Source organism: Shinella sp. (genome assembly GCF_035998705.1).
In the GTDB taxonomy this organism is placed as follows: domain Bacteria; phylum Pseudomonadota; class Alphaproteobacteria; order Rhizobiales; family Rhizobiaceae; genus Shinella.
Map to the genome: position 1 here is coordinate 1 of NZ_DASYHH010000010.1, position 14,066 is coordinate 14,066.

Below are 14,066 nucleotides of genomic sequence, written 5' to 3' on the forward strand. Positions count from 1 at the left end.
CGCACGCTTTATCGAATGTCTTATCCTGATCCGCTGGACGCCCATCAACCTGGCGTCGGCGCTGCAATGCGATCTCTCGTGGGTCGAGGCGATGGAGGTCGGGAATGACGAAATTCCCGACGGCCTGGCGCTTTGGCTCGAAACCCTCGCGCAGGCGCATGCCGACCAGCCGCCGCCAAAGACCTATCGCGGCAAGCGGTCCAGGCTTTAAGCGTTGCGTTGCAATTCGGCATCGAGGCGATTGTACGTCGCCTGGATCATGTCGATATCGTTGATATGGCTGAGCACGGCCACTTCCACCATCACATTCGCGATCGCCGAATCGATCCGCAGGGGTGTTGCAGGGTGCGCGCTTGCGAGCGCCCGGCCGGCTTCTTCACTGCCGCCAAGCGCATAGAACAGATCCAGCGCCGATTTTAGGAAGAGCGTGCCGCGCTCGCAGGAGGATTGCGACGCGAGTGCGCTTTCATATTGCGCCGCCAGGGCGACCGCCTTGTTCTGTATTTCGCTCATATCGGGATTCTCGCGATCCTCTCCGCCGTCGCCTCTCGACCTATTCATTCCCGGCGAACCTAGTCCGAACCTGATGTTCCCGAATTCCTCCATCGCTCGCGCAATCCCGTCTGGCGCCATGAGGGCGGCAGCGTGGCCGAGTGGTAAGGAGAGCAGACTGGTAACGGCACGCCTCGGGATGGCATGTCAGGCGCCGTTCAGTCGCCTGGGGCTTTCTTTTTGAATGTCATCTTCACGACGTAGTCGCCGTTCCGCTTCCACTTGCGTTTCGTGCTCACCAGCATCTCAGGCCCGAAGGCCGCATCCGCTTCCGCGAACGCCCGCCGGACCGCCGCGATGGCGTGGTGATAGTCCGTGTTATCCCGCTTCGGCGCTTCGATCGCCGACTTCATGAGGGCCGTCACGCCCTCCTTTTCATCGCCCAATGCTGTAACTCCATGTAACCTTGGCGGCGTCGCTGCGATCGGCGATGGTCAACTCGTCGATAATCGCCTCTATTTCCTGCACCTTCCATAGGAACACAATGCGCATTCTCCTAATTCTTGGCTCCCGGGTCACTGGAACGATTGCCGGCATCTACCTGTTCGGGATGATCTGGAGAACCACGGCTCCGGACGGGGCGATGGCAATGGTCGTTGGCGGGGGCACGCCGGTCGTTCTGGCAACTTTGGCGTTTCTCGGCACGAAGGCGGCCGACGGCCAGCGGCCAAGTCTGCGCAATGCACGGACGTGGTTCGCGCTCCTGGGCCTGGCGGCCGCTGCGGCCGGAATGTTCCTGCTCTTGATCGTCGCCGCTTTTCTGGTGGTTCAGCGCGGCTAGACACCGGGCGCTCCGGCTCCGCGAATATGCCGACTTCGCCCCCCACGCGGGAAAGTCCCGCCTGCCCGTTCACGATGCAGGGCGCTATGCCTTACACCGCTTCGAAACTGCGCACGAACCGGTCCATCACCTCATCCACGTCGTCCATCGACAGGCAGAGCGGCGGGCACATGCGGATGACATTTCGGTAAGGGCCGGACCGGCTCGCGACGAGGCCGTTGCGGCGCGTTGCCTCGAAGACGGCGAGTGCCTCGTCCGGGGCGGGCTCCTTCGTCTGCCGGTCCTTGACGAGCTCGATTGCCAGCATCAGGCCTTCGCCGCGCACGTCGCCGACCAGCTCGAAACGATCCTTGAGTTCGGTGAGCCGTGCCTTGAGGGCACCGCCGACCTTTCGGGCGTTTTCCTGAAGCTTTTCCTCGCGGATGACCTTGAGCACCGCGCGGCCGGCGGCACAGGCGACGGGATTGGCGCCGTAGGTGTGGAACAGGAACTTGTCCGCCATCGATTCCGCCACGTCGCGCTTGGCGATGACGGCGCCGAGCGGGATGCCGTTGCCGACGCCCTTGGCGACCACGACGATATCGGGAACGACATCGTGGGATTCGAAGGACCAGAAGGCCTCGCCGGTGCGGGCGACGCCCGACTGCACCTCGTCGATGATGAGGAGGCCGCCGGCGGCGCGGATCTTCTCGGCGGCGCCCTTGATGTAGCCCTTCGGCATCGGCACGATGCCGCCATAACCCTGCACCGGCTCGATGATCATGCCGGCGAGGCGCCCGCTGGTCGAATAGTCGATCGCACGCTTGATTTCCGCGAGATAAGGCTCGACGCCTTCGCCATGGATGCCGCGATACTGGTTGGGCTCCGCCACGAAGGCGACGCCGCCGAGCTGCGGCACGTTGTGGCGGAAGCCGGCGATGCCGGTCAGCGCCTGGGCGCCGAAGGTCGCGCCGTGATAGCTCGAGCGCAGCGCCAGCATGTCGATATTGCCGGTATGCGCGCGCGCCATCAGAAGCGCCAGATCGATGGCTTCGGCGCCGGAATTGGTGAAATGCACCACCCAGTCATGGCCTTTCGGCATGGTTGCCGCCAGTTCCTCGGCATAGTGCGCCGGCACCGGATGGTAGAACATCGTTGTGCAATGGGTGAGTTCCGCGACCTGGGCTGTCGCGGCCCGCACGACTTCCGGATGCGCGTGGCCGACGGAAATGCAGAGGTTCATGCCGAGCAGGTCGATGTATTTGTTGTCGTTTTCGTCCCAGACATATTGTCCGCGACCGCGCTTGATGATCAGCGGATCCTTGAACGGCACGAACTTGCGCTGCGAGGCGGCGTAATACCGTTCGCGGCGCGCGACGATGCCGTCGGTCGACCAATCGATGTCCATCGCGGGCGGAAGTTGGGCCTGGTTCATGACGCGCTCCTCGTGAGATACGGGCCATGAAATCACCGAACGATCGACCTTGTCACGGTGAAACCACTGCATCAGAGAAACTGATGAAGCCGATTAGGCGTCAGATGTCCACGGTGCAGTATTCCGGAGCCAGCTGCGGCAGCCGGCGCGTGATGGTCTCCGAAAGAACCTCTGCCGAACGCCGCGCGAAGGCCTCCGGAATATCGCCAAGCTCCCGTTCGCGCGCCACCAGCTTCAGGCTGCGGGAGAAACCGGCGAAGGGCAGCGGATGCACGCCGATCTCCATGCCTTCGGCGAGGCCGTCGATCAGGAGCGTCGGCGTGAGGATGGTAAAACCCATGCCGTTGGCAACCGGCGCCATGACCACGCTCGACCGGTCACCATCCATGCCGCGCGGGATTTCGATCCGAAGACGGCTCAAATGCTGGTCGATGCGCATGCCGACGGGGGTTTCGCGGCTGAAGCGCACGAAGGGCAGCGTCTTCGCGATCTTGTGAATATCACCGACATCGCCGGCAAAACCCTTCGGCGTCACCAGCACGAATTTTTCCGTCATGATCGGAAAACGGATCAGGCCCTCGACCTCGAACATCTCGCTCGATGTCACCGCGAGGTCGGCCTTGCGGGCGCGCAGCAGGTTGATGTGATCGGTGGCGAGGCCCGCATAGAGGCTGAGTTCCGGCACGTTGAAGCCGTCGCGCGCCAGCACCGACAGAGCCGGCGCCAGCGTGGTGGCGACCGAGGCGAGCATGGCAATGCGCAGAAGCGGCAAAGGCGCCGAGTTGAGGCGGCGGACGTCCGTGCGCAATTCTTCGACCTCGCTGAGGATCGCGATCGAGCGGCGGTGCAGGGCGACACCGGCGCGGGTCAGCTCGATCGGTCGCAGGTTGCGGTCGAAGAGCCTCACGCCAAGCGCCGTTTCCAGGTTTTTCAGGTGCTGGGACGCGGCCGACTGGGTGATGCCGAGCATCTGCGCGGCCTGCGTCACATGTCGCGTTTCGACAACCGCAGCAAAGACTTCGATAGCACGGAAGAGGTTGAAATCGAAGCTACCCTTGAGCATGGAGGCCATCATCTGTTCGACACCATCAGTTTTTCTAATGAAGCGAAAATCGAGTTGAACGCAAGTCTCCTTCCCTGAATTCTCATGCTGGCGGCAGAGCGGGGTGACGTGCAGGTGACAGAAAGTGCGGGTATCGTAATCATAGGCGGCGGCGTCATCGGCCTTGGCATCGCCTATCATCTCGCCGAACGCGGCGTCAGCGATGTCGTGCTCATAGAGCGCAACCAGCTGACGAGCGGAACCTCCTGGCATGCGGCCGGCATCGTCGGGCCGTTGCGCGCCAGCCTCAACCTTACCCATCTCGCCCGCTATGCAATGGAGCTGTTTCCGGCACTGGAGGAGAAGACGGGCCAGAGTTCCGGCTACCAGCGCACCGGCGGCCTCTGGCTCGCCCGAAACGAAGACCGGATGGTCGAACTGCGGCGCATCGCCCATATGGGCGAGGTCACCGGCATGCATGTGGAGATGATCGGCCCGTCGATCATTGCCGAACGCGTGCCGAGCCTCTCGGTCGATGGCCTGGTCGGCGCGCTCTGGGTGGCCGAGGATGGGCAGGCGAACCCGGTGGATATCTGCGCGGCCTATGCCAAACGCGCCCGCTCGGCCGGTATCCGGCTGCGAGAGAATGTCGGCTGTGCGGGCTTCGACATCGAGAATGGCCGCGTCGCGGGCGTGAGGCTGACGACGGGCGAGACCATCCGCTGCGGCAAGGTCATCAATGCGGCCGGCGGCTGGGCGCGGGATGTCGGCGCGCTTGCCGGCGTGCCGGTGCCGTTGCAGGCCGTCGAGCACATGTATGTCGTCACCGAAGCGATCCCGGGGCTCGAACAGCCGTTTCCCATCGTGCGGGATCTCGACGAGGGCATCTATATCAAGGGCGATTCCGGCAAGCTGGTGCTCGGCGGCTTTGAGCCGGATGCAAAACTGTTCCAGACGAAAAGCGTGCAGGGCGGGCAGCCGTTCCTGGAGCTGCCGGAGGATTGGGAGCAGTTCGAGCCCTTCATGACGGCCGGGCTGAACCTCGTGCCGAAACTGGCCGATGCTGGCATCCGCCACTTCATGAACGGGCCTGAGAGTTTCACGCCGGACACAAGACCGCTGATGGGTGAATCGCCCTATCTGCGTGGCTTCTATGTCGCGGCTGGCTTCAACTCGACCGGCATGATGTCATCGGCCGGCGCGGGCAGGGCGATGGCGGAATGGGTGCTCGACGGCGAGCCGGGGCTCGATCTCTGGGCGCTCGATATCGCCCGATTCGATCGTTCGGCGGGGTCGAAATACTTTGCCGGCAAGCGGATGGAGGAGTCGGTTGCCGATCTCTTCCGCATGCACTGGCCTTACAAACAGGCCAAGGCGGGACGTGATGTCAGGCGTTCGGCCTTTCACCGGCAGTTTGCCGAGATGGGCGCCGTCTTCGGCGCCCCGACGGGCTGGGAACGACCGCTCTGGTTTGCCGGCAATGAGGCGGAACGGGACTTCCGCTACGCCATGGGCGAGCAGCATTGGTGGGCGGCTGCGGCGCGCGAGGCCAAGGCGATGGCGGCGAGCGCCGGCCTCTTCGAGCTCTCGCCCTTCACCAAGATCGACCTGCAGGGCCGCGATGCGCTGGCGCTGCTGGATTATCTCTGCGCCAACCGCATCGACGTGCCGGAAGGCAAGGCCGTCTATACCCAGATGCTGAACGCCGGCGGCGGCATCGAGGCGGATGTCACGGTGACTCGCTTCGGCGAGCGCCATTTCCGCGTCACCAGCGGTGCCGCAACCCGCCAGAAGGATGTCGCGTGGATCGCCCGACATGCCGAGGATCGCGGACTGGACGTCGTCGTCTCTGATGTCACCTCCTCGGAAGCCGTTCTGGCGGTGATGGGGCCGCAGTCGCGCGCACTGCTGCAAAGCCTGACGGACGACGACCTTTCGGATGCGGCATTTCCCTTTTCCGCATCGCGCCGCATCGATATCGGCATGGTCAACCTGCGGGCGACGCGCGTCAGCTTCGTCGGCGAACTGGGCTTCGAACTCTATGTCGCGACCGAGTTTGCCGAGCAGCTTCTCTCCACGGTGACGGAGGCGGGCAAGGCCCATGGGCTGGTGGCCTGCGGCCACTACGCGCTGGACGGCTGCCGGCTGGAAAAGGGCTATCGCCACTGGGGCCACGACATCGGGCCGAAGGAAACGCCGCTGGAAGCGGGCCTCGGCTTCGCGGTCGCCTGGAAGAAGTCCGGCTTCCTGGGCGAGGAAGCACTGCGCCGGCAGAAGGCGGAGGGCGTCACCAGGCGGCTGATGCATTTCGCCGTCGATGGCGCCAATCCGCTGCTGCTGCATGATGAGCCGATCTATCGCGACGGCCGGTTCGCGGGGCTGACGACCTCCGGCGGCCAGGGTTTTCGCACCGGGCTGGCGCTCTGCCTCGGCTATATCGCCTGCGTGCCGGGTGAACCGCGCGAGGCGCTTCTGACATCCACCTATGAAATCGCCATCGCGGGCCAGCGCTATCATCTGCGGCCGCTTGCGGAGGTTCCCTATGACGCTGCCGGGACCCGGCTGAGGAGTTGAACATGAGAACACAGGCACGGGTCGTGGTCATCGGTGGCGGCGCCATGGGCGTTTCACTGCTCTACCATCTGGCAAAGCGCGGCTGGAGCGACGTCATGCTGGTCGAGAAGACCGAGTTGACCGCCGGCTCGACCTGGCACGCCGCCGGGCTCTGCACGCATTTCGCCCACAACGCGACGATCATGGAAATGCGGGCGCATTCGATCCGGATGTATCGCGAGGGGCTGACGGCCGAGACGGGGCTGCCGACCGGCTTCCATGCCAGCGGCGCGCTGCGCGTCACCCGCTCGGAAGAGCGGATGAACGAGTTCCGCCACGTCCAGGGCATCGGCGACTTCGTCGGCCACGAATTCCGGATCCTGACGCCACAGCAGCTCAAGGAGATCTATCCGCTGGTCGAACTCGACGGCATCATCGGCGCCATCTACGAGCCCAATGACGGCCATGTCGACCCGACGCTCGCCACCAATGCCATGGCGACGGCGGCGCGCAATCTGGGTGCCGAGATCGTTCGCCACAATCCCGTCCTGTCGCTTCGCAAGAACGCCGCGGACGAATGGCTGGTGGAGACCACCAAGGGCACGATCGTTGCCGAGCATGTCGTCAACGCCGCCGGCACCTGGTGCCGCGAGATCGGCCAGATGATGGGTCTCGACCTGCCGGTCGTGCCGATGCTGCACCAATATGTCGTGACCGCGGAGGTGCCGGAGATCGTGGCGCGCATCCGTGCCGGCGAGCCGGAGCTGCCGATCATTCGTGACCCCGAGGAAAGCTGGTATCTGCGTCAGGAGCGCGACGGCTATATCGTCGGTCCTTACGAAAAGACCGCGCATCCCTGGGCCGTCGACGGCATTCCGCCGGCCTTCGGCATGGAGCTGATGCCGCCCGATCTCGACAGCATCGAACATATCATCGCCATGGCGATGGAGCGCGTGCCGGCGCTCGCCAATGCCGGCATCAAGACGGTCGTCAACGGCCCGATCACTTTCACGCCGGATGCCAATCCGATGGTCGGCCCGGCCTTCGGGGTGCCGAACGGCTGGCTGCTGACGGGCTCCAGCATGGGCGTCATGGAAGGCGGCGGTGCGGGCGCCTTTCTCGCCGACTGGATCGTCGACGGTGCGCCGCCGCGCGATGCGCTGGCGATCGACGGCCGCCGCTTCGGCAATTTCGCCGACCGCGACTATCGCATCGACAAGGCCGTCGAATGTTTCGGCCTGCAGTTCGGCATCCACTTTCCCTATGAAGAGCGCGAGGCCGGCCGGCCGCGCCGCGCGACGCCGGCCTACGACCAGCAGCAGGCCGAGGGCGCCGTCTTCGGCGCCGCCTATGGCTGGGAACGGCCCAACTGGTTTGCCAGGGACGATGCGGCACCGGACCTCACCTTCCGCCGCCCCGGCTGGTTCGAGACGGTGGCCGCCGAATGCCGCAACGTGCGCGACAATGTCGGCAGCGTCGATCTCTCCGCCTTCTCGAAATTCGAGGTCAGCGGGCCGGGTGCCGCGGACTTCATGGCCTCGCTCGGCTCCAACCGTCCGCCGGTGCGCGATGGCCGGATCGGCCTCATCCATGCGCTGACCTCGCGCGGCGGCGTCGCCTCGGAATTCACCGTCACGCGGCTTGCCGAGGATCGCTACTACCTCACCAGCGCCGCCTTTGCCGAACGGCGTGACGAGGATCTGCTGCGTTCCCGCGCGGGGGCCGGTGTCACCATCGAGAACCTGACGGAGAAGCGCGGCATTCTCGGCGTAGTGGGGCCGAAGTCACGCGACCTGTTGCAGGCGTTGACGGATGCCGACCTCTCGAACGTGGCCTTTCCCTGGCTGGCGGCCCAACAGTTGACTGTTGCCGGTGTGCCGGTGCTGGCGCTCCGCGTCTCCTATGTCGGCGAGCTGGGCTGGGAACTGCACGCCGATCTCGATCGCATCGGCGATCTCTACCGGGCTGTTTCAGGAGCCGGCAAGGGTTTCGGCCTGGCCCCCTTCGGCATCTACGCCGTCAACGCCATGCGGCTCGAAAAGGGCTATCGCGGCTGGGGCGCGGACCTCACGACGGAACGCACGCCGCTCGAAGCCGGGCTGGAGGCGCTCGTGCGAACGGAGGGCCGCAGCTTCATCGGCCGCGAGACGATGCTGGAGCGGGCCGCATCCGAAAACGCCTGGCGGATGGCGCTGTTTTCCGTCGAGGACGATGGCGTCTCGTTGCCCTTCTATAATCACACCGTCTGGCAGGACGATCAGGCCGTCGGCGTGGTGACGTCCGGCGCCTACGGCTTCCGCACGGGAAAACCTCTGGTGCTCGCCTATCTCACGCCGAAGGCGACGGCAGCGCCGATGCGCATCCGCGTCATCGACCGCGATCTCGCGATCACGGAACTGAAGGCGGCACCCTACGACCCCGACAATCTCAAGCCGCGCGGCATCGAAGCCGCCGTGCAGCAAATCAGGAAAGTGGGCTGAGCCATGGACACGACAAAAGAGAGCGCTTCGGACACGGTGCCGGAGCGCGGTCGTTCCCGCACCGGCGGCCGGTCGGGCCGGGTGGAGCAGCGCGCCAATGCGGCGCCCCCGCGAAAACCGTTCATCAACCGCAAGCTGGCGCCCTTCGAGATCCTCAACGAGGAAGGCCTCAACCTGATCGAGGGCAATGCCGACCGGCTGCTGAAAGAGATCGGCATGGAGTTCCATGACGATCCGGAAATCCTCGACATCTTCAAGAATGCCGGGGCGGATGTGCAGGGCACGCGCGTGCGCTTCGAGCCCGGCATGTGCCGCAAGATCATCCAGGCGACGGCGCCGCGTGAATTCCAGCAGCATGCCCGCAACCCTGCCAATACGGTGACGATCGGCGGCAACAACACGGTGCTCTGCCCTGCCTGGGGGCCGCCCTTCGTGCACGATCTCGACCGCGGCCGCCGCTACGCGACCTATGCCGACTTCCAGGATCTCATCAAGATCCACCAGATGATCCCGCATCTGCATCATTCCGGCGGCGTCGTCTGCGAGCCCGTCGACCTGCCGGCCAACAAGCGGCATCTCGACATGCTCTATGCCCATATCCGCCATTCCGACCGCTGCTTCATGGGCGCGTTCATCGGCGGCATGCGGGCGCAGGATGCGGTGGACATGGCGAAGATCGTGTTCGGCGAGGCGTTCGTCGGCAGCAATGCCGTGCTCTACAATGTCAGCAACACCAATGCGCCGCTGGTGCTCGACGCCAACATGTCGGGCTCGCTCAAGGTCTATGCGCGCAACAACCAGCCGGTCGCCTGCACGCCGTGGACGCTTGCGGGCGCGATGAGCCCGGTCACGGTGGCGGGCACCGTCGCGCAGGTGCTGGCCGAGGCACTCGCCACGCTCTGCCTCGTCCAACTGATCAATCCCGGTGCACCGTGCCTGATGGGCAGCTTCGCCTCGACGATCTCCATGCAATCCGGCGCGCCGACCTTCGGTACGCCGGAGGCGGGCAAGATGGTGCTCGCCTGCGGCCAGCTCGCCCGCCGGCTCGGCGTGCCGTTCCACACCGTCGGCACGCTGTCGGCCTCGAAGGTGCCGGACGCGCAGGCCGAGCAGGAGGCGACCTGGGGCCTGATGATGTCGATGCTCGCCGGTGCCAACATCGTCAACCACGCGACCGGCTGGCTGGAGGGCGGGCTGGTGACGGGCTACGAAAAGACCGTCATCGACGCCGATCTCTGCGGCAAGGTTTCCGCCTTCTTCGACGGGATCGATCTCTCGGAAAACGCCCAGGCGCTGGACGCCATCGCGGCCGTCGGCCCGGGTTCGCATTTCCTCGGCAGCGCGCACACCCAGTCGAATTTCATGAGCGCCTTCTACCTCTCCACCATCGCCGACAACAATTCCTTCGAGCAGTGGAGCTCCGAGGGCGGGCTGGACGCGGCGCAGCGCGCCAACCGCAAATGGAAACAACTGCTGGAAAGCTACCAGGATCCCGGCCTCGACCCGGCCATCGACGAGGCCCTGCAAGCCTTCATCGCCAGGCGCAAGGAGAGCATGCCGGACCAGAACTACTACTGAGAGGCGGCCGCTAATGCCGCCGATCAGTTTGGCTAATGATCCCAATTCCGTTGGAAGCGGACCAGCGATCTCAATACTTTATGAAAGAGCTCTACAAAAAGGGGAACCAGATGGGCCAACGTATTCTTACCACGGCATTGTTCTCGCTGCTGGCCGCCGGTGCCGTTCCGGCCCTCGCCGCCGACGTGACGATGCCGGACCCCAACTATGCCACGGCGACCGCCGTGATGAACGTCATCAAGGCCGCCGCCGAACAGGAACTCGGTCTCGAAGTTTCGACCGTCACCACCACGGCCGTGCCCGTCATCTGGGAGGCGATGGGCCGCAACAAGGGTGAGGTCGATATCTGGCCGGATGTGTGGCTGCCGAACCAGCAGGGGCTGGTCGACAAATATGTCGACGGCGACAAGACGGTGAAGCTGGCGAAGAACGGTTACGAGGCGGTGCAGGGATATTGCGTCACCAAGACGACCGTCACCGACCACAATATCAAGAGCGTCTACGACCTCGCCAACCCGGAAAACGCCAAACTTTTCGACAGCAATGGCGACGGCAAGGGCGAAATCTGGCTCGGCGCCTCCGGCTGGCAATCGACCAATATCGAGAAGGTGAAGGCACGCGACTACGGCTTTGCCGAATTCTTCGACCAGCAGGTGACCGAAGAGGCTGTCGCCACCGCATCGCTCGACCGCGCGGCCAAGGCCAACAAGCCGTGGGTCGGCTATTGCTACGGTCCGCACCAGAACTTCGCGCTCTACGACCTCGCCATGTTGGAAGAGCCGAAGAACGACCCGGCGAAATATGTCGTCGTGCAGCCGAACGACGATCCGGAATGGTTCGAGAAATCGAAGGTCTCGTCGGGTTATGCGACGACGACCGTCCATATCGGCTATGCCGCCTCGCTTGCGGAACGCCAGCCGGCGCTGGTGGAGGCGCTGGAGCGCATGAGCTTCAAGCCCGAGGACGTCAGCAAGATGGCCTATGAGATCATCGTCAACAAGAAGCCGGCGCCGGATGTCGCCAAGGACTGGATCAAGGCGAACACCGAGACGGTTTCGACGTGGTTTGGCCATTGACCGGGCGGCCCGATGACCGATCGGCAGAGGGCTGATGCAGACGGGCGCATGACTTATGGCGGTGAGCCGCTGATCGTCATGCGCAATGTCTGGAAGATCTTTGGCGAGCGGCAGGCCGAGGCGCTTGCCGCCCTGCGCGCCGGTGCGGCGGGCAAGCAGGAAATCGCCGAGCGGTTCAACTGCGTCGTCGGCGTCGCCGACGTCAATCTTTCGGTCGATCGCGGCGAGATCTTCTGCGTCATGGGCCTTTCCGGCAGCGGCAAGTCGACGCTGGTGCGGCATATCAACCGGCTTCTGGAACCCACGGCCGGCGAAATTCTTGTGGGCGGCGAGAACGTCATGGCGAAATCGCCGGCGGACCTGCGTTCTCTCCGCTCCCACAAGATCGGCATGGTGTTCCAGAATTTCGGCCTGCTGCCGCACCGCACCGTGCGCGACAATGTCGCTTTGCCGCTGGAGATCCAGCGTGCCTCGCGCCAGAAGCGTTTCGACATTGCCGAGGAAGCGCTCGAAAAGGTCAATCTTGCCGGCTGGGGCGACCGTTATTGCCATGAACTTTCCGGCGGCATGCAGCAGCGCGTGGGTCTTGCCCGCGCGCTTGCGGCCGATCCGGATATTCTTCTGATGGACGAGCCCTTCAGCGCGCTCGACCCGCTGATCCGCCGGCAGTTGCAGGACGAGTTTCTGTCACTCTCGACTGCCATGGGCAAGACCGTGGTCTTCATCACGCATGACCTGGAAGAAGCCGTGCGGATCGGCGACCGCATCGCGGTGATGAAAGACGGCATGATCCTCCAGGTCGGCACGCCGGAGGAGGTCGTCACCCGGCCGCAGCATGACTATGTCGAGAAATTCGTCACCGAGATTTCCCGCCTCAACATCCTGACGGCGCGCAGCATCATGGTGCCGGTCGGCGACCGTCACCCGGCCGGCCTTGCCGCGCTACCCTCGGTCCGTCCCGGCCAGGTACTGGGCGACCTCGTCGAGATCGCCGCCGGCCATTCCGGCGACATCGCCGTGCGGGATGCGGGCACGATCGTCGGCGTCGTCGACCGGACGGCGATCCTCAAAGGGCTGAAGCGGAGAGAGGCATCATGAGCGAGATTTCCTCAGAGGATGGGCTGGTCAGGGAATTCACGCGGCAGGGCGCGGACTATTACGCGCGCGTCTTCGCCCGCATCCGCAGCCATGCCGGCTTCACCTGGTCCTTCAACGGGGCCGCCGCTCTGCTCGGGCCGATCTGGGCCACCGCCCGCAACATCCCCGTCCTCTTCTGGCTCGCCTTGTTCCTCGAAACCCTCGCCGTCGCCCAGTTCGCCACCGGCTTTGCCGGCAATCTTGGCGGCGAGCAGCGCGTGCGCGCCGAGCGTCTCTTCAAGCAATCCGATGAGCGGCGCGTCGAGGCTGAGAAGGCCAAGACGGCGGGCGAGAGCAGCGCGGACAGCATGCTGCGCTCCGCCGATGGGCTCAAGGTCGCCGCGGAAAATGCCGCCCGGCAGGCCGAGGCCGCGGAGGCGCGCGGTCCGATGCTGATCGGCGCGGGCCTGCTGACATTGCTCGTCGGCAAACTCCTCGTCGGGGTACTGGCCAATCCGTTGCTCGAACGTCGTTTCAACCGGTGGCGTTCCAACCGGACGCTGCGGCACGGCTTCCATATGCCCGGCGCGCTGCTTGCGGCGGCGTTCTGTCTCCTTGCCTATGGGCTCGTCGCCTGGCGGGTCGCAGCACAGGCACCGCCGTCCTGGCTGATGACGGCGCCGGTCAATCGCGAATGGCAGGGGCTGGTTGCCGCGATGCTCGATCGCGCGCTGAAAGGGCTGTCGAAATCCGGCGAGGCCGTCTTCTCCGCCATTACCGGCCTCATCAACATCGTGCTCGACGCCGCGGCCAGCGCGCTGACGACGATGCCATGGCCGGTCACCATGGCGATGATCGTCATCCTGGCCTGGCAGCTTGCGGGAATTCGCGTCGCGATCTTCACCACCGCAGCGCTTGCCTATCTCGCCGTGCTCGGTTTCTGGGAGAAGAGCCTCGAAACGGTGGCCCTGCTCGGCACCTCGGCGGTACTCTGTCTCCTGATCGGCATTCCGCTCGGCATCTGGTGCGGGCGGCGCCCGGCGGTCTATACGGCGCTCCGGCCGGTCCTCGATTTCATGCAGACCATGCCGGCCTTCGTCTATCTCATTCCGGTCATCGCCCTCTTCGGCATCGGCAAGCCGCCCGGCGTCATCGCCACGCTGGTCTTCGGCACGCCGCCGGTCGTGCGCCTCACGGCACTCGGCGTGCAGGGCGTGCCGGCGAGCATTCGCGAGGCCGCAGAAGCCTATGGCGCCACCCGCTGGTTCCTGCTGACCCGCGTCGACCTGCCGCTCGCCGCGCCGTCGATCATGGCCGGCGTGAACCAGACCATCCTGATGTGCCTGTCGATGGTGGTCATCGCCTCGCTGATCGGCGCCAAGGGGCTGGGCGAGGATGTCCTGAACGCGCTGCAATATGCGGCGGTCGGCCAGGGCCTGCTGGCCGGGCTTGCCATTCTTTTCTGCGCGATGATCATCGACCGGATCGTGCAGGGCAAGGCGCGCTCCTGAAC

The 14,066-nt window shown here is 64.9% G+C and carries 12 protein-coding genes; 8 read left to right on the top strand and 4 right to left on the bottom strand.

The features are described from left to right. On the top strand, positions 1-211 hold a 211-nt coding region (locus VGN93_RS07870), incomplete at its 5' end, for a hypothetical protein (protein WP_327507010.1). Here VGN93_RS07870 and VGN93_RS07875 read toward each other — a convergent pair. Beyond that, the gene (locus VGN93_RS07875; RefSeq protein ID WP_319314602.1) at positions 208-513 is read right to left on the bottom strand and encodes a hypothetical protein; all 306 of its coding nucleotides are present in this window, start codon (positions 511-513) and stop codon (positions 208-210) included. The two genes, VGN93_RS07870 and VGN93_RS07875, sit on opposite strands and share 4 nt — an antisense overlap. A 197-nt stretch (positions 514-710) precedes the next feature. Then, positions 711-938: a hypothetical protein gene (locus tag VGN93_RS07880; protein WP_327507011.1), complete on the bottom strand. Its 228-nt coding sequence runs from the start codon at positions 936-938 to the stop codon at positions 711-713. 98 nt (positions 939-1,036) lie between these two features. Here VGN93_RS07880 and VGN93_RS07885 point away from each other — a divergent pair, with 98 nt between their 5' ends. Continuing rightward, positions 1,037-1,333: a hypothetical protein gene (locus VGN93_RS07885; protein WP_327507012.1), complete on the top strand. Its 297-nt coding sequence runs from the start codon at positions 1,037-1,039 to the stop codon at positions 1,331-1,333. Between the two features lie 91 nt (positions 1,334-1,424). Here the strand turns inward: VGN93_RS07885 and VGN93_RS07890 are convergent, their stop codons facing one another. Both VGN93_RS07890 and VGN93_RS07895 read right to left on the bottom strand, forming a co-directional pair. Beyond that, positions 1,425-2,747: an aspartate aminotransferase family protein gene (locus VGN93_RS07890; RefSeq protein WP_327507013.1), complete on the bottom strand. Its 1,323-nt coding sequence runs from the start codon at positions 2,745-2,747 to the stop codon at positions 1,425-1,427. Positions 2,748-2,847: 100 nt separating this feature from the next. Further along, entirely contained in the window at positions 2,848-3,810 is a 963-nt protein-coding gene (locus VGN93_RS07895; protein ID WP_319314613.1) for a LysR family transcriptional regulator, read from the bottom strand. A gap of 114 nt (positions 3,811-3,924) precedes the next feature. On the opposite strand from VGN93_RS07895, the gene VGN93_RS07900 reads away from it, so the two are divergent. The 6 genes from VGN93_RS07900 to VGN93_RS07925 all read left to right on the top strand — a co-directional run bounded on the left by VGN93_RS07900 (position 3,925) and on the right by VGN93_RS07925 (position 14,064). Beyond that, on the top strand, positions 3,925-6,363 hold the full coding sequence (locus VGN93_RS07900) for an FAD-dependent oxidoreductase (protein WP_327507014.1): 2,439 nt from the start codon (positions 3,925-3,927) through the stop codon (positions 6,361-6,363). 2 nt (positions 6,364-6,365) lie between these two features. Next, positions 6,366-8,822 (top strand): FAD-dependent oxidoreductase, encoded by a 2,457-nt coding sequence (locus VGN93_RS07905; protein WP_327507015.1) that lies wholly within the window; start codon positions 6,366-6,368, stop codon positions 8,820-8,822. A 3-nt stretch (positions 8,823-8,825) separates the two neighbouring features. Next, positions 8,826-10,400: a trimethylamine methyltransferase family protein gene (locus tag VGN93_RS07910; RefSeq protein ID WP_327507016.1), complete on the top strand. Its 1,575-nt coding sequence runs from the start codon at positions 8,826-8,828 to the stop codon at positions 10,398-10,400. Positions 10,401-10,510: 110 nt separating this feature from the next. Continuing rightward, positions 10,511-11,476, top strand: a complete 966-nt coding sequence (locus tag VGN93_RS07915) for a glycine betaine ABC transporter substrate-binding protein (protein ID WP_327507017.1) — start codon at positions 10,511-10,513, stop codon at positions 11,474-11,476. A gap of 48 nt (positions 11,477-11,524) precedes the next feature. Then, on the top strand, positions 11,525-12,574 hold the full coding sequence (locus tag VGN93_RS07920) for a betaine/proline/choline family ABC transporter ATP-binding protein (RefSeq protein WP_327507018.1): 1,050 nt from the start codon (positions 11,525-11,527) through the stop codon (positions 12,572-12,574). Next, positions 12,571-14,064: an ABC transporter permease gene (locus tag VGN93_RS07925; protein ID WP_327507019.1), complete on the top strand. Its 1,494-nt coding sequence runs from the start codon at positions 12,571-12,573 to the stop codon at positions 14,062-14,064. The genes VGN93_RS07920 and VGN93_RS07925 overlap by 4 nt, the downstream gene beginning before the upstream one ends. The last annotated feature ends 2 nt before the right edge of the window (positions 14,065-14,066 follow it).